23 protein-coding genes are annotated in these 22,164 nt (G+C 50.3%); 9 read left to right on the top strand and 14 right to left on the bottom strand.

Features of this window, described 5'->3' with window-relative positions; genetic code table 11:
• Positions 1-69: 69 nt before the first annotated feature.
• The 4 genes from BLQ82_RS07370 to BLQ82_RS07355 form a co-directional block, all read right to left on the bottom strand.
• Positions 70-1,065 (bottom strand): aromatic acid exporter family protein, encoded by a 996-nt coding sequence (locus BLQ82_RS07370; RefSeq protein WP_062528499.1) that lies wholly within the window; start codon positions 1,063-1,065, stop codon positions 70-72.
• Between the two features lie 163 nt (positions 1,066-1,228).
• Positions 1,229-2,065 carry an ABC transporter permease gene (locus BLQ82_RS07365; protein WP_062528500.1) on the bottom strand — a complete coding sequence of 279 codons (837 nt, stop codon included), beginning with the start codon at positions 2,063-2,065 and terminating at the stop codon, positions 1,229-1,231.
• Positions 2,062-2,841 (bottom strand): ABC transporter ATP-binding protein, encoded by a 780-nt coding sequence (locus tag BLQ82_RS07360; RefSeq protein ID WP_062528501.1) that lies wholly within the window; start codon positions 2,839-2,841, stop codon positions 2,062-2,064. The genes BLQ82_RS07365 and BLQ82_RS07360 overlap by 4 nt, the downstream gene beginning before the upstream one ends.
• A gap of 180 nt (positions 2,842-3,021) precedes the next feature.
• Positions 3,022-4,029 (bottom strand): ABC transporter substrate-binding protein, encoded by a 1,008-nt coding sequence (locus tag BLQ82_RS07355; RefSeq protein ID WP_062528502.1) that lies wholly within the window; start codon positions 4,027-4,029, stop codon positions 3,022-3,024.
• A 158-nt stretch (positions 4,030-4,187) separates the two neighbouring features.
• Here BLQ82_RS07355 and BLQ82_RS07350 point away from each other — a divergent pair, with 158 nt between their 5' ends.
• Both BLQ82_RS07350 and BLQ82_RS07345 read left to right on the top strand, forming a co-directional pair.
• Positions 4,188-4,499 (top strand): ArsR/SmtB family transcription factor, encoded by a 312-nt coding sequence (locus BLQ82_RS07350; protein ID WP_062528503.1) that lies wholly within the window; start codon positions 4,188-4,190, stop codon positions 4,497-4,499.
• Positions 4,500-4,795: 296 nt separating this feature from the next.
• Positions 4,796-5,719 carry an MFS transporter gene (locus BLQ82_RS07345; RefSeq protein ID WP_244280722.1) on the top strand — a complete coding sequence of 308 codons (924 nt, stop codon included), beginning with the start codon at positions 4,796-4,798 and terminating at the stop codon, positions 5,717-5,719.
• Positions 5,720-5,800: 81 nt separating this feature from the next.
• Here BLQ82_RS07345 and BLQ82_RS07340 read toward each other — a convergent pair whose 3' ends face one another.
• Positions 5,801-6,469 carry a hypothetical protein gene (locus tag BLQ82_RS07340; protein WP_062528504.1) on the bottom strand — a complete coding sequence of 223 codons (669 nt, stop codon included), beginning with the start codon at positions 6,467-6,469 and terminating at the stop codon, positions 5,801-5,803.
• Positions 6,470-6,606: 137 nt separating this feature from the next.
• Between BLQ82_RS07340 and BLQ82_RS32570 the strand changes: the two genes are divergently transcribed.
• Entirely contained in the window at positions 6,607-6,846 is a 240-nt protein-coding gene (locus BLQ82_RS32570) for a hypothetical protein (protein ID WP_025704561.1), read from the top strand.
• A gap of 100 nt (positions 6,847-6,946) precedes the next feature.
• Here BLQ82_RS32570 and BLQ82_RS31835 read toward each other — a convergent pair whose 3' ends face one another.
• Positions 6,947-7,087, bottom strand: coding sequence for a hypothetical protein (locus BLQ82_RS31835; protein ID WP_167523072.1), 141 nt, complete (start codon positions 7,085-7,087; stop codon positions 6,947-6,949).
• Positions 7,088-7,397: 310 nt separating this feature from the next.
• Between BLQ82_RS31835 and BLQ82_RS07330 the strand changes: the two genes are divergently transcribed.
• Positions 7,398-8,024: an FMN-dependent NADH-azoreductase gene (locus BLQ82_RS07330; protein WP_062528505.1), complete on the top strand. Its 627-nt coding sequence runs from the start codon at positions 7,398-7,400 to the stop codon at positions 8,022-8,024.
• Positions 8,025-8,215: 191 nt separating this feature from the next.
• On the opposite strand, the gene rsgA is transcribed toward BLQ82_RS07330, so the two are convergent.
• From rsgA to BLQ82_RS07305, 4 genes are all read right to left on the bottom strand, one after another.
• Positions 8,216-9,304 (bottom strand): ribosome small subunit-dependent GTPase A, encoded by a 1,089-nt coding sequence (gene rsgA, locus BLQ82_RS07325; protein ID WP_062528506.1) that lies wholly within the window; start codon positions 9,302-9,304, stop codon positions 8,216-8,218.
• 511 nt (positions 9,305-9,815) lie between these two features.
• Positions 9,816-10,487 carry an HAD family hydrolase gene (locus tag BLQ82_RS07315; protein ID WP_062528508.1) on the bottom strand — a complete coding sequence of 224 codons (672 nt, stop codon included), beginning with the start codon at positions 10,485-10,487 and terminating at the stop codon, positions 9,816-9,818.
• A 137-nt stretch (positions 10,488-10,624) separates the two neighbouring features.
• A complete protein-coding gene (locus BLQ82_RS07310; protein WP_062528509.1) occupies positions 10,625-11,083 on the bottom strand; it encodes a DUF3939 domain-containing protein in 459 nt (152 codons plus the stop codon).
• Positions 11,084-11,204: 121 nt separating this feature from the next.
• A complete protein-coding gene (locus tag BLQ82_RS07305; RefSeq protein ID WP_062528510.1) occupies positions 11,205-11,801 on the bottom strand; it encodes a DUF2087 domain-containing protein in 597 nt (198 codons plus the stop codon).
• A 191-nt stretch (positions 11,802-11,992) separates the two neighbouring features.
• Between BLQ82_RS07305 and BLQ82_RS07300 the strand changes: the two genes are divergently transcribed.
• Both BLQ82_RS07300 and BLQ82_RS07295 read left to right on the top strand, forming a co-directional pair.
• Complete coding sequence (locus BLQ82_RS07300) at positions 11,993-12,979, top strand: YpdA family putative bacillithiol disulfide reductase (protein ID WP_062528511.1); 987 nt, start codon at positions 11,993-11,995, stop codon at positions 12,977-12,979.
• A gap of 78 nt (positions 12,980-13,057) precedes the next feature.
• On the top strand, positions 13,058-13,501 hold the full coding sequence (locus BLQ82_RS07295) for a DUF441 domain-containing protein (protein ID WP_074648004.1): 444 nt from the start codon (positions 13,058-13,060) through the stop codon (positions 13,499-13,501).
• 82 nt (positions 13,502-13,583) lie between these two features.
• Here the strand turns inward: BLQ82_RS07295 and BLQ82_RS07290 are convergent, their stop codons facing one another.
• The 3 genes from BLQ82_RS07290 to BLQ82_RS07280 form a co-directional block, all read right to left on the bottom strand.
• Positions 13,584-14,135, bottom strand: a complete 552-nt coding sequence (locus tag BLQ82_RS07290) for a hypothetical protein (RefSeq protein ID WP_062528513.1) — start codon at positions 14,133-14,135, stop codon at positions 13,584-13,586.
• Positions 14,132-14,551, bottom strand: coding sequence for a MerR family transcriptional regulator (locus BLQ82_RS07285; RefSeq protein ID WP_062528514.1), 420 nt, complete (start codon positions 14,549-14,551; stop codon positions 14,132-14,134). Before BLQ82_RS07285 ends, BLQ82_RS07290 begins: the two co-directional genes overlap by 4 nt.
• Before the next feature lie 149 nt (positions 14,552-14,700).
• Positions 14,701-16,449 (bottom strand): ABC transporter ATP-binding protein, encoded by a 1,749-nt coding sequence (locus BLQ82_RS07280; protein WP_062528515.1) that lies wholly within the window; start codon positions 16,447-16,449, stop codon positions 14,701-14,703.
• 218 nt (positions 16,450-16,667) lie between these two features.
• Between BLQ82_RS07280 and BLQ82_RS07275 the strand changes: the two genes are divergently transcribed.
• Positions 16,668-17,183, top strand: a complete 516-nt coding sequence (locus BLQ82_RS07275; protein WP_062528516.1) for a hypothetical protein — start codon at positions 16,668-16,670, stop codon at positions 17,181-17,183.
• Between the two features lie 144 nt (positions 17,184-17,327).
• Here the strand turns inward: BLQ82_RS07275 and BLQ82_RS07270 are convergent, their stop codons facing one another.
• On the bottom strand, positions 17,328-17,645 hold the full coding sequence (locus BLQ82_RS07270) for a HesB/YadR/YfhF family protein (RefSeq protein WP_062528517.1): 318 nt from the start codon (positions 17,643-17,645) through the stop codon (positions 17,328-17,330).
• A 531-nt stretch (positions 17,646-18,176) separates the two neighbouring features.
• Between BLQ82_RS07270 and BLQ82_RS07265 the strand changes: the two genes are divergently transcribed.
• Entirely contained in the window at positions 18,177-19,925 is a 1,749-nt protein-coding gene (locus BLQ82_RS07265; RefSeq protein ID WP_074648001.1) for an ABC transporter ATP-binding protein, read from the top strand.
• A gap of 109 nt (positions 19,926-20,034) precedes the next feature.
• The gene (locus BLQ82_RS07260; RefSeq protein WP_143013366.1) at positions 20,035-22,122 is read left to right on the top strand and encodes an ABC transporter ATP-binding protein; all 2,088 of its coding nucleotides are present in this window, start codon (positions 20,035-20,037) and stop codon (positions 22,120-22,122) included.
• The last annotated feature ends 42 nt before the right edge of the window (positions 22,123-22,164 follow it).

The raw sequence follows: 22,164 nt of genomic DNA, 5'->3' as shown, positions 1-22,164 counted from the left end.
TATCGTAATTTCACACCAAAAGATGAATACCTAATTCTTCCTTCTTGCCTTCGTACCCTAAAATTCTTTCTAGACACGGGAGTTTCCTTTTGCCGGCACAGGCCGTTTTACCGGTTTGATATCGACCGGCATCTTATACCTCTTGGCTATGTTGAGATATAACGATAGCTCGCGGCATAGCTGTAAAATAGCTGAACGGACCTCGAATTCCTCGCGGGTTTCCGGCAGCTCCATCCCCTGAAATTCCTTTTCCAGCCCATCAAGCAGTTTTTCAGTCCGGCCGGTATATTCCTCAGCCAGCACATCATTGCTCAGCTGATCGAACAAATCCGCAACCATGTCCCCGTGAGGGAGCTGACGGTAGACCTGCGAGAGGAGCTGCATCATATTCTGGATCGATTCCAGCTGTTCCTTGCGCATGTAAAAATACACATTCCATGCCTCATCCGGATGAATGACATGGTTCTCCATTTCCCTGGAGGCTGCCGTAAGTCCCCGCTGGACCGCCTCACCTGCGCCAATCAGTTCCTTGCCGTCCCAGAGATACCCGGGATCACGCAGCGTACGCGCCATTTGCGTAAATATCACCGAAAAATAACCGTCCACTTCTTTACGGATTCCAGCAATAACGCCGCCGGTCTGCGGCATATAGATCAGATTGACCAGTCCGGCCGATCCCAGGCCTACGAACAACAGCTCTATCTGCTGCAGCAGAACATGTACAGACAGCTCGGCTTGTCCAAAAACCCGGAAAACAATAACGGAACTGGTCACGATTCCTTCCTTATAGCCTGATTTTACGATCATTGGGAATCCGACCAGCACATACAGCCCCAGCACCCAATAATGAAATCCAAGGAAGAAAAACAAAATACAGCCGAAAAAGAGTCCCACAAGGGAGGCCAGGAAACGCGCCGTGATGGTGCGCAGACTCCTTTTTCGTGTGGTTTCCACCCCCAGAATCGCGAGCAGACCCGCACTTTGCGCGTTGGGAATGCCCACAGCGGCTGCCAGCAGGATCGACAACAGAGTCGCAGCCGCTGTTTTGATAATTCGAAATCCCATGTAATACCTCTCCTTGCGAGCTTGATAAGTCCAGTCTCCCCTGATTGAGCTTCATCCGAAACGTCAACCGGAAACACCGGCTTACAATGTTGGCTATAACTTTTCAGGTAAAGATATAGACATGGTACAAGATTTTGCGGGGCGGCACAATATGACATAATTCTCACCGCCGCGACAAAATCAGCTTTTCCACATAAACTACCAGCTGATACATGGCTGTAGCCACAGCCGCAATAATCAGCAAGCTGGACATCACCAGTGTGAAGTTGAACACCTGAAAGCCGTAAATGATCAGATATCCAAGCCCCGTTTTAGCCACCAAAAATTCGCCTACAATCACACCCACCCATGACATGCCTACATTGACCTTCAGTGTGGAAACGACAGTGGGAAAAGAAGAAGGCAGAATTACTTTGTTGAATACCTGCACCCTTGAAGCTCCGAACGACCTTGCCACCTTCACCAAATTCGGATCAACACTGCAAAAGCTGTTGTACACTACCAGGGTGGTTATAATTACCGTGATAGACAGCGTCGTCACCACAATCGCCGTAAAGCCCGCACCGAACATCACAATAAAAATCGGGCCCAGCGCCACCTTCGGCATACTATTGAAGACGACCATGTACGGATCAAGCACTGCAGACAAAAAAGGCGACCACCAGATGACAATGGCAAGAAGTGTCCCAAGCAGCGTCCCGAGCAGAAAACCCACAACCGTTTCGCCAACCGTCATGCCCAGATGCGGCCACAGACTGCCGCTGGCCATATCGCCCCAAATTTGCCCGAAGACCTTGGTGGGATAGCTGAACAGCAGCTTATCGATCCACCCCAGCCGGGCTCCGGCCTCCCAGAGTGCAAAGAACAGTACCAGCAAACTGCCGCGGACAGCCATCACCCGGTGGTGCCAGCTCCGCTTTTTCTTCTGGTGTTCTTCCTGCTTCTCTTCCAGCCACAGCGCACGGGAGGCTGCGATTTCAATTTGTTCAACCGGCTTCACAACTCATCCCTCCCTGCCAGCTCCATTTCCTTCCATACTTCATGAAAAAGCTCTGCAAACCCCGGCAGGTCCCGCGCGTATAGCGGAGGTGTGCTCCGGATCGCTTCGGGCACGGTAAATATTTTGCGGATCTTTCCGGGATTCGGCTGCAGTAAAATCACCCGGTTGCTGACAGCAATAGCCTCGGACAGATCATGGGTCACAAGAATAGCCGTTGTGCCGCGTCTGCGCAGCGTTTCGGACACCAGATCCTCAAGCTGAAGTTTGATTTGGTAATCCAGCGCAGAGAAAGGCTCATCCAGCAGCAGCAGGCCCGGATCAGTGGATAGTGTCCGCACCAGTGCCACCCTCTGGCGCATACCCCCGGACAACTGGGCCGGGTAGGCATGCTCTTTGCCGCCCAGCCCCATCTCACCCAGCAGCCCGATTGTTTGCTGCCGCGAGTTTTCGTTCAGACGGCCAGTGAGCTCCAGTCCGAGCAGGGCATTGTCCAGAATCGTCCGCCACGGAAAAAGATAATCCTGCTGCAGCATATAGCCCACCTCAGGCGAAGGGCCGCTGACCATGTGTCCGCTCACGAACACCTCTCCGCGCGAGGGCTGCAAAAGTCCGGCGATGATCGACAGGAGTGTGGTTTTGCCACAGCCGCTGGGGCCGACCAGACTGACGAACTCTCCGGCTTCCACATAGAGGCTGAAATTCTCGATGGCAAGCGACGCCTCGCGGTCCCCCAGATAGGCATGCGTCACTTCCTTTAGCTGCACAATGGGAAGCATATCGCCCCTCCTAAAAGTTTTATGGAGCATAACTTCTTGTTTCTCTTCGCAATAAAACTTGCTTCGGAAGCATCCGCTTAAGTTTTGTAAGCTTCTGCTTCGGTGAATCGCTTCGTACAAAACTCACTTCGGAAGCTTCGCTTAAGTTTTGTAAGCTTCTGCTCTACAACAGGTATCGGCTCATTTCACGCCGGCTTCTGCTTTCTCGGCAAAGCTGTTGTCGACGATTTTAGCTTCCGGAATACGTTCCTTTAATTCACCGGCGTTATCCATCACATCCAGCAGATTGTTCCATTCTTTGCCGTCGATGACCGGATTTACTGCATAGGTGTCCTGCTCTTTGTAGCGCTTAACCGAGGAGATCACAATATCCCGGTCGGTATTCTCAAAATAAGGCAGGATTGCATCGGCAATCTCCTCCGGGCTATGCTCCTTCACCCAAACCTGGGCGCGCCGGACGGCATTGGTGAATTTCTGTACCGTATCCCCGTTTTTGCTGATATAGCTCTGTTTGGACATAAAGACTGTATAAGGCAGATAGCCGCTTTCCACTCCAAATGACGCTACAACTCTGCCGCGCTGTTCACGCTCAAAGATGGAGGCTGTGGGTTCAAAGAGCTGTACATAATCCCCCGTCCCGGAGGCAAAAGCACCGGCAATGTTGGCGAAATCAATATTCTGAATCAGCGTAAGATCCTTTCCGGCATCGATGCCTTTCTGCAGCAGCGTAAAAGCGCCGGCCATCTGCGGCATCCCCCCCTTTCTTTGCCCAAGGAAGGTACTCCCCTTCAATTTGTCCCAGTTGAAATTCGCATCCGCCTCCCTCGCGAACAGGAATGTCCCGTCACGCTGGGTCAGCTGGGCGAAATTGATTACAGGATCATCAGCTCCCTGCTGGTACACGTAAATCGATGTTTCCGATCCAACAAGCGCTACATCAATGGCCCCGGAGAGCAGGGCCGTCATTGTTTTGTCCCCGCCTGGAATCGTCTGCAGTTCTACCTCCAGCCCCTCATCCTTGAAAAAATTCTGGGATAATGCCACATATTCAGGCGCATAAAAGACCGAACGGGTAACTTCACCGATCTTCACCTTCACCCCAGCCGAGTCACTGCCACAGCCAGCAAGGACAGACAAAGACAGGGTGAGGATCATGAGCGGCAGTGAGATTTTTTTCCTGAGCTTCATCCTTCATTCTCCTTTCTTAACGGGTCTTCGCCCTTGCTTAAAGCATATGCTCCTGTCTATAGATTGGTTAACTGACATGAAGTGCGCGTTTGGACAATAATTTTGCCCTTCGGAAGATTAAATATTGATAAATCGAGATAATTAGATATAATGATCTTATGAATACTAATCTAATATTCAAGGCGCTGTCCAATGAAGTCCGTGCCCAGATTTTGGAATGGCTTAAAGAACCTGACGAGAATTTTGGTCCTCAAATTTTTTTGCCACCCGACTCTGATTTTAGAGGAGGAATATGTGTAGGAAGCATACAGGAAAAAGCAGGTCTTGCCCAATCCGTCATCTCCAGTTATTTAACACTGATGAAAAATGTAGGACTTCTGGAATCAAAACGCTTTGGACAATGGACTTACTATCGCAGAGATGAAGAGAAAATCAAAGCTTTCGCTGAATATGTTAAAACTCAGCTATAGACAACTCGATCTTTAGGGAGTTGTCTATACATCCGTTTATCATATCTAGATATATAGATATTTATATTGTAGTGAACAATTTGAGGCTCAAGTATCCTCTCTTTTTTATCACGCTCGGCATATTTGGCATTATCAATACGGAGTTAGGGGTAGTGGGCATTTTACCCATGATTATGGACAAATATAAGATCTCCGCTACAGTCGCAGGAATGCTGGTTAGATCCTTCGCATCCATCATTGCGCTCTTCGGACCATGGATGACCCTGTTGTTCTCCAAAATTAATCAAAGATAAGTCATGATTGGCATTATGGCCTTATTCGCTTTATCCAATTTAGCCTCTGCTGCTGCACCAAGCTTCCAACTTCTTTTACTATTTCGTGTGGTTCCTGCCTTTTTCCATCCGGTATATTTTTCGCTCGCTTTTTCAGCGGCTGCTTCTCTTTCCGGGAAAGAAACTGCTGCAAAGGCTAGTGCCAAGGTGTTCTTGGGGGTCAGTATTGGCATGGTATTAGGGATTCCTCTTACCTCTTATATCGCTTCACAGTCGTCCTTAAGCAGTTCATTTATTTTTAGCGCCATTGTTAGCAGCGCTGCTTGTCTAGGAATCGCCCTGATGGTCCCTGATACATTACCCAAAAATACGCTTTCGTTCCGCAGCCAGCTTGGCAAATTGCGAAAACCTTCCTTATGGTTAAACATTGGAGCCGCCAGCTTGATCTTCGCTTCTATGTTTTCCGTATACAGCTACTTTTCAGAATACATGACCCAGCGTTTTAACTTGACTGGAGCTACGATCAGTATTTTGCTTGTTATGTTTGGAGCCAGTGGAGTATTAGGCAACTGGTACGCCGGGAAACTGTTATCTGCTAGATTGAAAAGAACCGTCCTCTTTTATCCTATCGTTTTGGGGTTGTCCTATCTGCTCCTGCAGGTCACCCATCCTTCTATTCTCTTGATTGGTGTCATTATTATTTTATGGGGAGCTGCTCATACCAGTGGACTGATTGTCAGTCAAGTATGGCTTACTTCCGAGTCTCCTGAAGCCCCTGAATTTTCAAACACCCTGTATGTCTCTTTTTCAAATATGGGGGTCACACTGGGGACCGCCTTCGGAGGCTGGATCTTAGCTGGTCCCGGTATATACGATATCGTTTTTGGGGGCATCCTTTTTGCTTTTCTGGCGTTTTTATGTATTTTCGTTCGAATACAATACTTGTAAGAAAACCGGTGATTCCACGTCGCAAGCTGAGGAATGAAGATAATCGTAATGACCTTTCTTGCTCCACTCTATTTTCAACAGTTATTCTGGATTAGACGCCTCTGAGCGCTGCAGCAGCCATCTATAAAATATGGAGCACAGCTGAGGTCTTGTCAGCGGCACCGCAATCATCCAGTCTTCCGCTGCCTCGCCGCTGACGCGCACCAGCCAGCCTCCGGAACTATTCTCCATATACGAGGCGCGCTGAAAAGACCAGGTACCCTCATGCAATGAACAGAGCTTAAGCTCTCCCTCTGCAGTCGGGCACTTCATCACATTGGCCAGCTGCGGGGAATTTACCACATCTCCCGTCTCAGCTGTCAGCCGTTCAGTCAACAAGTACAAAGTATAAGCGTCCGTTTGCTCCTGGAGCTCTTCATACTTGCGTCTGGACATCAGCAATGCAGGTGAATCCGAAGGGGAGCTGTATGTAAGCTGAAAGCAATTCAGCAGATAAAAGGACGCACGCTTGATCTCTTCCGGAGTCTTCAGTTCACGGTTGAAGACATCCGTATCTTTCAGGTGGGATAACAGTACTGTATCCTTAAATACCTGCAGACATAAATCCTGCGTATATTCCCCTTCGCTGAATTTCAACCTGCAGATCCTGTCCGCAGAGGCTGCCTTTTGCAGCACTCCTTCAACTTCTTGATTACCTGATGTTTCAGGGAACAGAAAATGCGCTAAATGTATCATATCATTGTTATTCACATCAAGGTTTCCTTCCCGGAAAGGCTTCAAGCTATAAAACTTGTAATCTTTATGTTATCATAAGCTAATTTTAAGGTAAAATTAAGAAAGTAAAGGTATGATCTATAACATGAAATACTTGTAGCGAGGTGATTTCAATGAGAATGCTCATCACATTTCAGAACAAGATTGTACCTGTGTACTTCACTACAGAAAATAAACAGCCCACTCAAAAGGTACTTCGATTGCTAAACAGCACGCTGGAACTTAAAATTCAAAAGGGCAAAAGCGCCCTGCAGAAATGTTTGAATTCTCTGATCAGTATCGAAATTAAAGGCTCTGAAGCTATATTGCACAGTTACAGTGAAAATGATTCATTGGCGTTATCCCTCTATTAATAGAGGGGTATTTTTTTGCACAGAAAAAGAGCATCTCCCTTACATAAGGATAATGCTCCATTATATATATTGCCGAATGCCCACATGACTAACTGGTTGGTCAGCTGATTCGCTCAGGGTATTTGTTCTCTTGCTTTTCCGCCTTTTGAATCCGCAGCTTGAACAGCTTCACCAGATTTCGCCGGGTATGCTCTTCCTGACAGCTGTCCAATTTTTTAATGATGAACCGGTCAATGGACATGTCACTCGCTCCTTTTATTGTTGGATTCTGTTACAGCCGGAATGGAGAGGAAATCCTTTCCTTATTCCTTGTAACACCTATATAACCGGGTCCCAGAGCCCTTAAACCAGGGCTAAAAACACAAAAAAAACCGTGCGAAACCTGCGGTACTACATCTTGATCTATCACAGTAAAAAAGCTGCCGTCTGCCCTGAGATGTGGTAGCTGTGCAAAGAAATAATTTTTTTATCCGGCGGATATTTACAAACAAATATTTAAATGCTATATTAAATATAGTTAATAAATATTAGATACTTAAGGAGAAATCATAATGTCAAAAGTACTCTTTATTAAGGCAAACAACCGTCCGGCAGATCAAGCAGTGAGTGTTCAACTTTACAACACCTTCCTGGCAAGCTACAAGGAAACTCATCCTCAAGATCAAATCACTGAACTTGATTTGTTCGCTGAACAGCTTCCTTACTATGACAACACCCTGATTACAGGGATCTACAAAGCCGCTCAAGGGTATGAAGCTACTCCAGAAGAAGCTGCAGGCGCTGCTACTGTGAAGAAATATGTGGATCAATTCCTGGCCGCTGACAAAGTAGTTTTTGCCTTCCCGCTGTGGAACATGACCGTTCCTGCTGTGCTGCATACTTACATCGATTACTTGAGCCAAGCTGGTGTTACATTTAAGTACACTGCTGAAGGTCCGGTTGGACTGATAACTGACAAAAAAGCAGCGATTCTGAATGCCAGAGGCGGCGTTTACTCCGAAGGTCCAGCTGCCAGTGCAGAAATGGCTGTTAACTTTGTGTCAGGCATCTTGGGCTTCTGGGGCTTCAAAGAAACGACTCAGGTTATTATCGAAGGGCACAACCAGAATCCGCAGCAATCTGCAGACATTATCGCCAAAGGCCTGGAACTGGCTAAAACTGCCGCTGCTTCGTTCTAAATGGCCAGTAGCGTTAAAAGTCCGGCTCTTATTTAGACATCCGCACTTTTTACAGACTTCTCCTTTTTACATCAGCCGGACTTTTATTTATATATAGTTTGGCAGCGTGCTTCTTCAAGAAGCTTCGCCGGACAAAAGATAAGGGACACCCTGCAGCCATTATAGACTGCAGGGTGCCCCTTTGTATTTCCTCAGTATTCGTCCAGCTCATACCGCCAGCTTGAGTTCCGGGTGCGGGAGCTCCCGGCCTTTGTCGCAGCAGCAGTTTTCCGCTTTTGCTTCACCTCTTTGCTGCTCTGATACTTTAGTTCCCGCTGGGTTTTCCGGTAGTTCAAGAGCCGTTTCTCCTCCAGCTCTCCGCTGGCCACAGCCTCAAGTACAGCGCAGCCTTCTTCATGTTCATGCCTGCAATCCCCGAAACGGCATTCGGCTGCCAGCCTGGTGATGTCGCCAAAAGCAAGATCAAGTCCGCCTTCATCTTCCCATAACTGCAGCTCGCGCATTCCCGGAGTGTCCACAATGATGCCGCCATCCGGCAGAACAAACAGTTCCCGGTGGGTTGTCGTGTGCCTTCCCCGGCTGTCATCCTCTCTTACATCCTGGGTAAGCTGAAGATTCCGGCCGCTGAGCCAATTGACCATCGTCGATTTGCCGCAGCCCGAGGAACCGGTAAGGGCCACGGTCTGCCCTTCGCTGATATACGGCAGCAGCTCATCCCGCCCGTCGCCTTGGAGAGCGCTGACCGCATGGATGGCTACACCGGGTGCCACCCGCTCCATTTCGGCAATTTTACGCTCTGCATCCGGGCATAAGTCGGATTTGGTTAACAGAATCACCGGGTTCGCCCCGCTGTTCCACGCCATGATCAGGTATCGCTCCATCCGCCGGACATTAAAATCATCATTTAGGGCACTAACCAGAAACAAAGTGTCTACATTGGAGGCAACGATCTGTTCCTCCAGTGTATTTCCTGCAACCTTTCGTGAAATCACGCTGTGCCGGGGCAGGACACCGTGAATGACGGCATGCTCCCCGCCATCCTGCATCGCCAGAACCACCCAGTCCCCGACGGCCGGGTATTCTCCGGAGCCTGTCAATGAATGTCTGAGTTTGCCGGCCAATTCCCCCCATGTCTCCCCATTCTCCGCCATGACCCGGTACTTGCTGCCAAAGTCGCCCACGATTCTTCCCGGGACATATTCCTTCCCTTCATTCCCTATAAGCCTTTCGTTCCACTTGCTTTGCCAATTCTTATTCCAGCCATATTGTTCTATTGTCATTATTGCCTCCTGAATGATTTAACTTTTTGAAATTTCCGCATTACAACCTGTCTGATTCTGAACCTGATCCTGCTTCATGCATTTCCCGGAACACAAAAAGCCGCCGGAAATCCATTCCGGCGGCATCTCCTGCATAGCTAGTCTTCTGCCGCGGGCAGAAGATCAGCTTGCAAAAGCATATACGAAAAGTACGGACTCCCCCATCGGGGGACGGGCCAATAATTTCCGTGCGTGCACAGGTAAGCCATACCTTAGTGCTATATGCACACGCAAAAAAGCCGCCGGAACCGATACGGTTCCCGGCGGCTCTAAAAGGCATCATAGAGCTGGCCCGCTAAGCTGCAATTCTTACACTGCAGCCGCTGTTCCCGGAAGACACGTATCACAAGCAGTATTCAACGATAACGAAATAACCGTATAAACTGACATATAACATCGTCTCCTTCCGAACTAATATGGTGTAATGATAAACGGAGCTGCATTATTTTGTCAACCTGCAAATCTCATCCGTCTATAATATAGACTTCAGCTCATCCAGCTCATGAATGGTTTTCCACGGATGTGCATCCAGCTTCTCATCCCACGGATGGTTGCGCTTCAGCCATATCGTCTCCATCCCTGCCTTGGCTGCACCCCAGATATCATTCACCGGATGATCCCCGATGAATAATGTTTTCTCTGCAGTTGTCTCCAGACGCTCAAGGGCAAGACGGTAAATCTCCGGATTTGGCTTGCTGATCCCGGCCTCCCCGGAGATGACGATGGCCTTGAAGTAATCCCGTAGCTTAAGCAGATCGATTTTGCCATCCTGAATATCCTTCTGGCCGTTCGTGACCAGCCCAAGCGTGTAGCCGCGCTCCCGGCAGTATTCCAGCATCTCTACGGCATGCTTCATAAGCGCTCCATGGGTGATATACGTTCTGTCATAATATGCCCGGATATCCGCAGCAGTTACTTTCTTCTTCCAGGGCAGCACCTCGCTGAGCTCGGCAAAAAAGCCATCCTTGTTACGGTATCCGTCCGCATCTCTGACGATGATATCTTCCACAGTGCGCTCCGCCTCTTCCGGGTCCATGTGCCCGAGAAAATCCTGTACGAACTTCCTGGTGAAGCTGCGGAAAGTGTGGTCGCGGTCCATTAATGTGTTATCCAGATCAAACAGCAAAGCTTGTACTTCTTTCATTCCAAGTTCCCCTTATTCCTTGAATTTCGTTCTCAGCCAGTCAGAAATCCATTGTACTATGGGGGAACGCGCAAAGAAAAGACCATTCCGCAAAAGAGGTCTGGCACCTCCAGCTGAACAGTCTGCGTATTCAGAAATCAAGACTCAAAATGCTCCGGCCTGTGCGTAAGCATCATTTCTTCCTCGGTAATATACAATGGAAAAGGCGGTGTTTCCTTCAAATACCGTTCCGTAGCCAGCAGCCGGTAATGAACCTCGGGCAGCCAGGCATCCTCAACAAGCGGAAGCTTGCCGGTATCGCTGATGTAGTTATCGACAGCCGATTGAACCAGGTCGAGATAATAAGGCACGAGCTTGTCGGACTCCTCAAAAATCTCAAAGGTTTCGCGTGACATATAGAACTTTTGCTCAGGTACTCCGCCTAAGTAACGTTTGAGCCGGCTTAAGTCAATGCTTTTATCCTCCATAATCAGGGCTGTGCGGTTGATGGGAGCGGGCATATCTTCTTCAAATTGCCTTACAGCCTGTTTGATCTGCGGCAGGGTAACAGTGAGCGGGACAGTTGGCGTATTCTTTTTGGCGCGCTTGAATATCATACTGAAAGTCTCCTTTCGAAGTATATGTCAGATAACGCTTACAATTCCATTTTATTCGTTATTCAGACAATTAATCAGCTTGCCAGCCTTTTGTCACAGAAAATACCCAAATTTTAGATCATTATTTGACATTTTCCCAATGCGTCCACAACTCCGGCGGATTCAGCTCATAGTGATCCTTCTCGCGGTACATGAACTGATGCATAATGAATTCACGGCGGATGGTAGCATAATCCTCATGAAACGGCTTGATGAAATCGTTGATTTCTTTTTCCGTGTAGACAACACCCGGTTCCAGCTTCTCGATCATGTATTGCAAAGCGATCAGCTTCTTCTTGTATTGTGAGGGAATCTGCCGCAAACGGCCGTCTTTGGCGAAGAAATTGCGCAGCACGGATTCCTTCAACCTTGCGTCTGGAGACACTTCCTCCAACTCTTCCACCCCCTTGGCAAAAATAAATTTCAGCGAAGCCTCTGATCCCGCCTGGATAAACTCGGGGTTCAGCGCAAAATAAACCGTGTTCTTGTCCCTCCGCTCTTTGATGAGCGCAGCTTCCCGCAGCTTGGCGGCATGATGGGTAACCGTAGGCTGCGACAGATTCAGCTTCTCGGCCAGGGCCTGCCCGTGAACTTCCCCCTTGGACAGCAGGAGCAGAATCCGCAGACGCGTAGGGTCGGACAAGGCTTTGTGGTAATTGACAATTTTCTCAAGCTGCAATAGGGTCACTCTCCTATAAATACAGGCAAATTTTATAAAATCAATAATTTAGATATATATCTAATTATATACCATCCAATGAACCGGAGCAAGCAAATTCACCGGAATTGCCGGGAAGAATGGCGAAAATTTAATATTTAGGGTACGCTTTATAGTAAACGCAACTTATTCTCCGGGAGGTTCATCGTTTTATGAAGGATGTCATCATTATCGGGGCAGGCCCTTGCGGACTATCTGCGGCCATTGAATGCCAGCGCCGCGGGTTGTCCAGCCTGATCATCGAAAAGAATTTTATTGTCCATTCCATTTATCTCTATCCGACCAACATGCAGTTTTTCAGCACAACCGCGCTGCTGGAAATCGGGGATGTGCCCTTCACTTCACCGAACGACAAGCCTTTCCGCCATGAAGCATTGGTCTACTACCGCCGAGCTGCGGAGCAGCATGGGCTGGACATTGCCGCTTACGAGGAAGCCCTCTCTGTGGAGCCGCTGGAGGATGGGACCTTTGCTGTACATACCCGCAATAAACGCGGGGAAACTTATACCCGCGCGGCAGCCAACGTAATTATTTCCACCGGCTATTTCGATCAGCCGAATCTGATCGGCATTCCGGGAGAGGAGCTTCCCAAGGTCTCCCATTATTTTGGGGAAGCCCATCCGTACACAGGGATGAAGGTTACCGTCATCGGGGGCAGCAATTCCGCTGTCGATGCGGCTCTGGAGCTGCTCAGGGTCGGTGCCGAAGTGGATATGGTATACCGGGGGGCCAGTATTTCGGAGAACATCAAGCCTTGGGTGCGTCCGATCTTCGAGAGTATGGTGGTGAAGGACAAGATTGTTCTGCATCTGGAGTCACGAGTAACTGAAATCACACCGGGCTCGGTGCATATCACAGGGCGGAACGGCGAGGTTAAGGAGCTGGACAACGATTTTGTACTGGCGTTAACAGGATTCAGACCGAGCCGAACGCTGCTGTCCTCTGCCGGAGTAAGCATGGATGAGACTCAAGAGAAGCCGGCTTTCAATCCCGCCACCATGGAGAGCAATGTGCCCGGACTTTATATCGCAGGTGTCATTGCCTCCGGGCGCAACGCCAATGAGGTTTTCATCGAAACCGGACGCGGACACGGCAAGCTGATCGCGGACCACATTAATTCCAAGCGTCTGGACGACTAGCATCCAGGGTCTCATAAACTCCGTGTCCGGTCCATATTATAAGCATTGTGTATCTTAGAAAAGGAGTGTACCGCCTCCATGGATATTACCTCTTTACTGCTGCTCGGTTTTGCGGCACTGGGCATCATCAGCAAAAATTCACCGATCACGATAGCAATGGTCGTACTGCTGCTGCTGCGTGTGCTTGGACTTCATCAGACATTTCCCTGGCTGGAAAAGTACGGCCTGACAGCCGGAATCATTATCTTGACCATCGGCGTAATGACACCTCTGGCCAGCGGAAAAATATCACTGGACACCATCTGGCATTCCTTCCTGCACTGGAAGTCGCTCGCAGCGATCGGCATCGGCATGCTGGTCGCCTATCTCGGGGGCCGGGGCGCTCTGCTGATGGGCAGCCAGCCCACCGTTGTCGCCGGGCTGCTGATCGGCACCGTACTGGGTGTCGCTTTATTCAAGGGGGTTCCGGTCGGGCCGCTGATCGCCGCCGGGATTCTATCTCTGCTGATCGGCAGAGGATAAAGGTTGCTGCTGACTATAAAAGGCTGCCTGGACGCTTCCAAAAAGCGCCAGGCAGCCTTTTAATCTGTGTACAATCTAATGATTATCCCTCGATGCTGTACTGCTTCTCCAGCTCCGACCGGTAATGGGGATCGTACCGGATTTGCTTTCGCGGAGTGCAGTCAAGCGGTTCTCTGTTCCCCTGATCAACTGGATGCTGAGAGTTATGCCATTGCCGTCCCTTGACTTTTCTGACGATTTCATGATCCATAACGGGCGGCTCCGCCTCTTCTTCGTCGACGATCATCAGCGGCACAGCAAATGAATGGGCCCATTCCTCGCCACTCCCCTCTATACATGACACAGTAAAGATAAGTTCTGTCAGTCCGGGGCTAATCGGCTGCAGCGTATAAATCTCCAGCAATAGCTCGCTTGGCGAATTTGAGGGCTCAAGTCTAATCTGACCGTCTGCATCCATAGGGTATGCTCCCGCATCTTCAGTCCAATAAATCCCCACGGGAAGCTGCATCCCGACTGCAGCACGCTTCATACCAATAAGCGGCGGGAGCCTGATCCACAGATGATTGATTCCTTCCTCGTGCTCAAGGTAGGACTTGGCGAAGCGGAATTCCACCTGAAATGGTTCTCTAATCATAGCTCCTTCTCTCCTCTCAGCAGCCGGGTGACCGCCTCAATCATCTCTGACCTCTGTTCCGGCGTGATCTGCGGGCTTACCGTGAGCATCACATCGTCATTTATTACCAGCGTCTCGTGCTGCAGAATGTGCTGCGGCTGGTAGAACCTGAGCCGTGCGCCAAGGCTGGCAATTTCCTCAGGGGAGAGTGCTGCCAGCTTCACTTGTATATCAGCCAGGCTCTTACCGCTTTTGGATAAGGTCAGGATAGCCCGCAGACATTCCAAATGCCTGTCGGTATATACTCTTTTATTCCCCACTAGCTCCAGAGGCGGCAGCATGCCTATCTGCGTATAATACCGGACGGTTCGCAAATTCATGTCTGCATCCTCCTGCTGGAGGATATCAGCTAGTTGCTTGCCTGTATATACATTCATCAGGTCCATCTCCTGTTAGATTTGAGTTTTCACCGCAAGTTACACATAAATGTATCGGTTACAGTATACTGTAACCAATGCTGAAATGCAATATCCTTGCTGAGAAGATCAAATTGGAACAGAATAAATAACCCGTGCACTACACAACGTCAGGCATCCAGCCGCTGCACATTGAACAGCCGGGCATAACTGCCCTCCAGAGCCATAAGCTCCTCATGGGTTCCACGCTCGGTTATCTCCCCGTGCTCCAGTACGACGATCTGGTCCGCATGAGTAATTGTCGACAGCCTGTGGGCCACGATTAATGTGGTGCGCTCCGAAGCCAGAGATTGCAAGGCCTGCTGAATCAGGTGCTCTGATTCCAGATCGAGCGCTGAGGTGGCTTCGTCGAGAATGAGCACCTTGGGGTCCTTCAGGAAGACCCGGGCGATGGCGACACGCTGCTTCTGTCCTCCCGACAGCTTCACTCCCCGTTCGCCGACCTCGGTGTCATACCCGTCCGGCAGCTGCATGATGAAATCATGGGCATTCGCCGCCCGGGCTGCTGCGATAATCTCCGGTTCCCCCGCTTCAGGATTGCCGAACAGAATATTGTCCCGCACCGAGCCGCTGAACAGGAAGTTGTCCTGCAGCACCATCCCAACGGCCCGCCGCAGACTCTCCTGCGTCAGGGTCCTGACGTCATGACCGTCCATGCGCAGGCTGCCTTCGTTAATATCATAGAAACGCGGGATGAGGCTGATCAGTGAGGACTTCCCTCCCCCGCTCATCCCGACAAAAGCCACTGTCTGTCCCGGCTCAATGCTGAGCGAGATATTTTTGAGTACCCAGTCATTTTCATCGTTGTATTTGAACCACACCTTCTGAAACTCTATGGCTCCAGCCGGAGCCACCAGCGGCTTTGCACCAGGCTCATCGGTGATATCATACGGCTCGTCCAGGAGTTCCATCACCCGTTCCAGCGAAGCGGAAGCCTGGGTCAGCACCGTCGAGGAATTGATCAGCCGCCGGAGCGGTGCATACATCCGGTCCAGGTAGCCGAAAAAGGCCACAAAGGTTCCCAGCGACAAATTTCCGTGAATGACCTGATATCCCCCATACCCGATGACCAAGAGCGGCGCAATGTCCGTCAGCGTATTGATGATGGCGAACGTAAAAGCGTTCCAGCGCGTCTGGGCCATCGCTTTTTCCAGAAATCTGCCGTTGATGTCCTTGAACTGCTTCTTGTCCACCCGCTCCATCGTGAAGCTGCGGATGATCGCAATTCCCTGTATCCGCTCATGCAAATACCCTTGGATCGCGGCCAGGGCCTGGGAACGGTCTTTGGTCAGCAGTTTGAGCCGCTTATAAAGAGTATTCACCGCAATGCCGTACAGCGGCAGAACAGCAATGGACACGAGGGCCAGCACCGGATTCAGATAGAACATAAAGGCCAGGGCGAACACCAATGTGAACATATCCAGCCAGACGTTCATCATCCCGACTTCTACGAGGTTTTTGCTCTGTTCGACGTCATTGATAAATCTGGAGATCGCTTCACCGACCTTGGTATTCTGATAATAGCGGAGTGAGAGCCGCTGCAGATGACCATACAGCCTGTTGCGCATGTCAAACAGCACTTTGCTGGTAATCAATTGGGCAAAATACTGGCGGTAATACTCCACAGGGCCCCTGATGATTACGAACAGCACAAGGGAGCCGCCGAGCACCGTCATCAGCTTCGATACCCGTGCTGCAACAGTGAGCGCTTGATTGTTCAGCAGGTCATCGACCACATACTTCAGGATGAGCGGCAGCGTCAGCGGAATGCTGAATTTGATCATGCCAATGAACAGAGTAAGCACAATCCATTTCATATAAGGCCGTACAAAAGTATAATAAGATTTCCATTGCTTCACAGTATGTGATATCCTTTCTCTTTACCGTGTTGATTGGGTACTGTTGACATTTGCGCTCCACAGTGTTTTTATAATTTTAAGTCCACAGGTAAGCGTTCTGCTCTACAAGTGCGTTATATATCACCATACTGCCGATAAATACGCTGCTGACTACCAACAATATAAAGTTTGCAGGCGTTCCAGTACAATAGCAGTACCCGAAATTCAGGAGGATAACGATGTCCAGACAATTTGTGACCGAAGCCGTCATGATGGCGATTTACGGCCAGCTTCTCGTTCCGCGGAGCCCCGTAGAATATATAGTGCCTTACACTACCGTGATGGAATTATACGAACTGCGGGACAGCGATGAGCCTCTGATGAGCCATGCAGAGGATGACCAGCATGTGAAGCTCAAAATCCGTGAACTTATAGCGTACTTCGAGGAGCCGCTGAATTCCAAGAAAATCAACCGCTGCCTGAACATCCCCTGGGCCAAAAGCTCAGGCATTCTGCTGGGCAGCCACGCACAGATCACCATCATCAACAGTGTTGATAATGCAACGTATGGAGAAGCATTCGATCCCATCGAAACGGAGCTGCTGCTGACCTCCCAGCGGGAGAAGGTGCCGATTCTGACCGATCAGTTCGAGCTGATCCAGCGCATCATTGAAGGCGGTGTCCCTGTCCAGGTGTATGATATTGATGATTTTGACTTCGCGATGGAGGAAGAAACCTTCCGCAGCTCGCACTAATGCTTCTGCAGTTCATCACGCGGGAGCGCCATACAAAAAGCCCTGCCTTGTGGCAAGGGCTTTTTGTAAATATAGGAATTTGTATGCTTTACGCAATAAATGTTCCTTATATTTCTCGCTGAAACAGCATGTAAGAACACAGCTTTATTCCTGTAGAACCCCTGCGGCCGCCTCAGGCTCATAGACATACTCAATATCATCCTCGGCTTCCGAATACACGATGGACAGGCTATAACCCTCCATATACCAAAGATCCTGCTCCTCCATATAAAAAACAATTCCCTCCTGCTCCGTCTGCACAGAAGGACGGCCAGGGGGCTCATTCGCAATCCCCAGCGAGAAGCCCGGATGCAGTCCCCCTCCTGAGCTGTAGCGGGGAAATAAACGGATATATGCCCCGTCCTGCAGCGAAAGTTCCCGCTTGAACCAGGCGGCGGCCTCATTGCTGATTAACATCTTCATCTTTTTAAGCACCTCCCGTATGGTCTAATCATACTGAAATTATGGCAATATTCCAAATGATTTAGGTCGAACTCATTCAACGGCTGATTCGCAGTCTATCCAAAATTACATTTGACAATTCTTTAGGCCGGGTGATAAACTCGGAACATAACGAAGCGTCTTCAAGTTATTACCAAAATTAATGAAAGGGGTGAGCGCGGTGTTTAACCTTGTACCTGTATATTTCCTAACCATTGTCGGCAGCAATACACAACAGAATACCGAAGCAGCCCCGGCAGTGGAAACCTCCTGAGACTCTAGCGTGTTACGCGTACCGTTTTGAACTCAGGCCAGGCAACTCTCCCCCATGTCTCTGTGCTGCAATACAGCACCGTGGACATGATAGCTGATGTTAATTACAGGCATATCATCCGTTACCGGATGGTATGCCTTTTTGCATGCTGGTATTAATTAACACTTTCATTAATCTAACCGTCAAAATGATTTACCGACAAGCCGACAACATTTCAACACGAAAGGAAGGGATTTCCCTTGTTCTCCGTTCTCCGCAATCTCGGCTGGTTTTTCCGCCGCGAAAAGAAACGCTATGCTATTGGACTTATTTTACTGATTGTCGCAGGGGTACTTGAGCTTCTGCCTCCCCGTCTGCTGGGCAATGCCATTGATGACATTGTCAGCGGTTCAATAACCGCAGGCTCGCTTATGAAGTATATCGGCTTAATTGTGCTCATGCTGCTGATAATCTATTGGATCACCTACATATGGATGCACAAGCTGTTCGGAGGGTCCAACCTGGTAGAGCGTCTGCTGCGCTCCCGCTTCATGAATCATCTGATGACCATGACCCCTTCGTTCTTTGAACGCAACCGGACCGGTGACTTGATGGCCCGTGCCACCAACGATATCCGGGCTGTCTCCGCAACCGTGGGTTTCGGGATGCTTACCCTTGTCGATTCGACAATTTTTCTTACAGTAGTGCTGCTGGCCATGGGTTTCCTGGTCAGCTGGAAGCTGACGCTTGCCGCCGTCCTCCCGCTGCCTCTCATCGCAATCGCAATGATCTTCTACGGCAAAGCCATTCATGACCGCTATAGTCTGGCACAGGATGCCTTCGGTGATATGAACGATCAGGTGCTGGAATCGGTATCGGGGATTCGTGTCATCCGTGCCTATGTGCAGGAACGCCTTGATGAAAAGCGTTTTGGGGAGATTACGGATGATGTGTACCGCAAGAACATGGCCGTAGCCAAGGTCGATTCGTTCTTCGAGCCAACCATCCGGCTCTGTGTGGGACTCAGCTATATCATTGCTCTAACATTCGGTATTTATCTGGTCTTCCGCAATCAGATTACTCTGGGCGACCTGGTCTCCTTCAATATGTATCTTGGGATGATCGTCTGGCCGATGTTCGCCATCGGCGAGCTGATCAACATTATGCAGCGCGGCGGCGCTTCACTGGAGCGGATTGATGAAACGCTGAACTCGAAGCCTGATGTGCAGGATGCGGCTCTGCCGGTACCAGTGGCGCAGCCGACCTCCATCGAGCTGAAGGATGTCACATTCCGTTATCCGACCTCAACGATAGATAACCTTACCGGGGTCAGCTTCACGCTCACCCAGGGCCAGACTCTCGGCGTGGTCGGCCGCACCGGCAGCGGTAAATCTACACTGCTTAAGCAGCTCCTGCACGAATATCCGACCGGACAGGGCGAAATCCTGATCTCGGATGTTCCGATTGACAAGATTGCACTTGACCAGCTTCACAGCTGGATGGGCTATGTGCCGCAGGAACAGATCCTGTTCTCCAAATCTGTGCGCGAAAATATCCAGTTCGGCCACCATGGCGCCAGCGATGAGCGGATTATGAATGCAATCACAGCTGCGGCATTCCAGAACGATCTCGGCACCCTGTCCGACGGTTTGGATACCCTGGTGGGTGAACGCGGCGTCTCCCTTTCCGGGGGACAGAAGCAGCGTGTCTCCATCTCGAGAGCTTTCATTGCCAATCCCGATATTCTGATTCTGGATGATGCCCTTTCCGCCGTTGACGCACGGACCGAAGCCAGAATTATTGAGAATATCCGTGAGGAACGGGCAGGCAAAACAACATTAATCTCCACCCACCGCCTATCCGCTATTGAGCATGCCGACCTGATTGTTGTGCTGGATAACGGGAAAATTACCGAACGCGGCACCCATCAGGAGCTGCTGGACATGAACGGCTGGTACCGTGAACAGTTCGACCGCCAGCAGGTGGAGAACAACCTGACCAACGAATAATCTTATTCATCTATCTTAACCATTACGTGTAACTTATGCCCAACGATACCGGTCCGGTACGAAGTGGCCCCAGAAGTTATGCATACAACATTTTCAGGAGGTGTCACCGTTGACACAGAGTACAGGCAAACGCCTGCTGCAGTATGCTTTAACTGCCAAAAAGACGTTTATCGCAGCCCTTTTGCTGCTTACCATCGGAGTGGCGGCCGAGCTTGCAGGCCCTTTTATCGCCAAGAGCATGATCGACAATCACATGCTGGCCATCGAAAAACCATACTTTCAAACCTCCTCCTCCGAGGAAGCAGCTGAGTATAAGAATACCTATTACAAACGCGGTGACCGCTTTGCACCGGATGAAGCCAAAGGCCAGGAGATCCGCCTGCTTCAGGCCGGAAGAAGCTTTTATTTCATCAATATGCCTGTGGCCCAGCCCGATGGGGAGCGGAGCTTCCGTGATGGACAGCTGCATATCCAGCGCGGAGACACCGAAGCCGTCTACCCGGCGGTGAAGCTGTCGGCGGATGAGCTGTTTTCCTTTTATAAACCGGAGCTTCCCGGAATCTACGAGCTTGTAGGCTTGTACGCTTTATTCCTGGTCATCTCGATCTTTGCCGAGTTCGGCAAAACCTATTGGCTGCAATCCTCGGCCAATCAGGTCATCCGCAAGCTGCGGACCGATGTGTACGCGCATATCCAGCGGCTGCCGGTATACTTTTTTGACAATTTGCCTGCGGGCAAGGTAGTGTCCCGGGTGACGAATGATACGGAAGCGGTAAAAGATCTGTTCATCGCCGTATTGTCCAATTTCAGCACAGGCATTATCAATATCGCAGGCGTCTACGTCGCCCTGTTCCTGCTGGATATCCGGCTCGGCCTGGTCAGTCTGTTCATCGTGCCGATTGTGATTGTCTGGATCGTGCTGTACCGCAAAATTGCCACCAAATACAACACGATTATCCGCTCGCGTCTCAGTGAGATCAATGCGATTATCAATGAATCGATTCAGGGGATGTCGATCATCCGTATTTTCCGCCGCCAGAAGCAGAGTACGGAAGAGTTCGAGAAACTCAACGATGATTATTTGAAATATCAGAACAAAATGCTGAATTTGAACGCCTTCACGTCCCACAATCTGGTGAACTCGCTGCGCAGCCTTTCTTTTGTACTGGTGCTGTGGTATTTCGGCTTTGGCAGTCTGGGCGGCTCCACCTTTGTGTCACTGGGTGTGCTGTATGCGTTCGTTGATGTGCTGGGACGGATGTTCCAGCCGATTACGGGAATGGTCAACCAGCTTGCTAACCTCGACAGCTCCATGGTTTCAGCAGGACGGGTGTTTACACTGATGGATGAACCGGGCGAACCGGTTACCGATGGAACCATGCCGCGTTACAAGGGGAATGTAGTATTCAAGGATGTCTCTTTTGCTTATAAAAAAGACTTCGTCCTGAAGGGCATCTCCTTCGAAGCGCGCCCTGGCGAGACCGTTGCCCTCGTCGGCCATACCGGCTCCGGCAAAAGCTCGATCATCAATCTGCTGTTCCGCTTCTACGATCCGCAGCGCGGAACCATCACGATTGACGGCCAGGAGGTCAAAGGCATACCGAAGCAGTGGCTGCGCAGCCACATGGGCATCGTCCTGCAGGACCCTTACCTCTTCACGGGCACTATCGCTTCCAATGTAAGCCTGGGAGACGAGCGGATCTCCCGTGAACGCGTGGAGCGGGCGCTGCGCGAGGTTGGCGCCGACAAGCTGCTCGCCCATCTCCCCCATGGCTTTGATGAGCCTGTTGTGGAGAAGGGCAGCACGCTGTCGGCTGGACAGCGCCAATTGATTTCCTTTGCCAGAGCGTTGTCCTTTGATCCGGCGATTCTGATATTGGATGAAGCCACCTCCAATATCGACACCGAAACGGAGAGCCTGATTCAGGATGCGCTGGAGGTGCTCAAGAAGGGCCGCACCACCTTCATCATCGCCCACCGCCTCTCCACCATCCGCAGTGCCGACCAGATCCTGGTGCTGCACCACGGAGAGATTGTGGAACGCGGCAGCCATGATGAGCTGATGGCCCTCGGCGGAAGATACTTCCGCATGTATCAGCTGCAGCTTGGCGCTGGAGCAGGCGGCGGCTCTGAGCTTCCGGCTCCTGGAGCGGTTCAGCTGTCCGGAGTCTTGCAGCCATCGGTCAAACAAGTATAATGTAACACTGCTAACCCGTTCGCATCCTGATTTTCACCCGTG

The organism is Paenibacillus jilunlii (assembly GCF_900102965.1).
GTDB classification, from domain to species: Bacteria; Bacillota; Bacilli; order Paenibacillales; family Paenibacillaceae; genus Paenibacillus_AQ; species Paenibacillus_AQ jilunlii.
The sequence above is the reverse complement of the archived record's forward strand: the minus strand, read 5'-3'. Positions and strand labels throughout refer to the sequence as shown.

Coding starts and splice junctions, on each gene's coding strand:
- BLQ82_RS07370 (WP_062528499.1), bottom strand. CDS start 1,065: ATGGGATTTCGAATTATCAAAACAGCGGCTGCGACTCTGTTGTCGATC.
- BLQ82_RS07360 (WP_062528501.1), bottom strand. CDS start 2,841: ATGCTTCCCATTGTGCAGCTAAAGGAAGTGACGCATGCCTATCTGGGG.
- BLQ82_RS07355 (WP_062528502.1), bottom strand. CDS start 4,029: ATGAAGCTCAGGAAAAAAATCTCACTGCCGCTCATGATCCTCACCCTG.
- BLQ82_RS07350 (WP_062528503.1), top strand. CDS start 4,188: ATGAATACTAATCTAATATTCAAGGCGCTGTCCAATGAAGTCCGTGCC.
- BLQ82_RS07345 (WP_244280722.1), top strand. CDS start 4,796: ATGATTGGCATTATGGCCTTATTCGCTTTATCCAATTTAGCCTCTGCT.
- BLQ82_RS32570 (WP_025704561.1), top strand. CDS start 6,607: ATGAGAATGCTCATCACATTTCAGAACAAGATTGTACCTGTGTACTTC.
- BLQ82_RS31835 (WP_167523072.1), bottom strand. CDS start 7,087: ATGTCCATTGACCGGTTCATCATTAAAAAATTGGACAGCTGTCAGGAA.
- BLQ82_RS07330 (WP_062528505.1), top strand. CDS start 7,398: ATGTCAAAAGTACTCTTTATTAAGGCAAACAACCGTCCGGCAGATCAA.
- rsgA (WP_062528506.1), bottom strand. CDS start 9,304: ATGACAATAGAACAATATGGCTGGAATAAGAATTGGCAAAGCAAGTGG.
- BLQ82_RS07315 (WP_062528508.1), bottom strand. CDS start 10,487: ATGAAAGAAGTACAAGCTTTGCTGTTTGATCTGGATAACACATTAATG.
- BLQ82_RS07310 (WP_062528509.1), bottom strand. CDS start 11,083: ATGATATTCAAGCGCGCCAAAAAGAATACGCCAACTGTCCCGCTCACT.
- BLQ82_RS07300 (WP_062528511.1), top strand. CDS start 11,993: ATGAAGGATGTCATCATTATCGGGGCAGGCCCTTGCGGACTATCTGCG.
- BLQ82_RS07295 (WP_074648004.1), top strand. CDS start 13,058: ATGGATATTACCTCTTTACTGCTGCTCGGTTTTGCGGCACTGGGCATC.
- BLQ82_RS07290 (WP_062528513.1), bottom strand. CDS start 14,135: ATGATTAGAGAACCATTTCAGGTGGAATTCCGCTTCGCCAAGTCCTAC.
- BLQ82_RS07285 (WP_062528514.1), bottom strand. CDS start 14,551: ATGAATGTATATACAGGCAAGCAACTAGCTGATATCCTCCAGCAGGAG.
- BLQ82_RS07275 (WP_062528516.1), top strand. CDS start 16,668: ATGTCCAGACAATTTGTGACCGAAGCCGTCATGATGGCGATTTACGGC.
- BLQ82_RS07270 (WP_062528517.1), bottom strand. CDS start 17,645: ATGAAGATGTTAATCAGCAATGAGGCCGCCGCCTGGTTCAAGCGGGAA.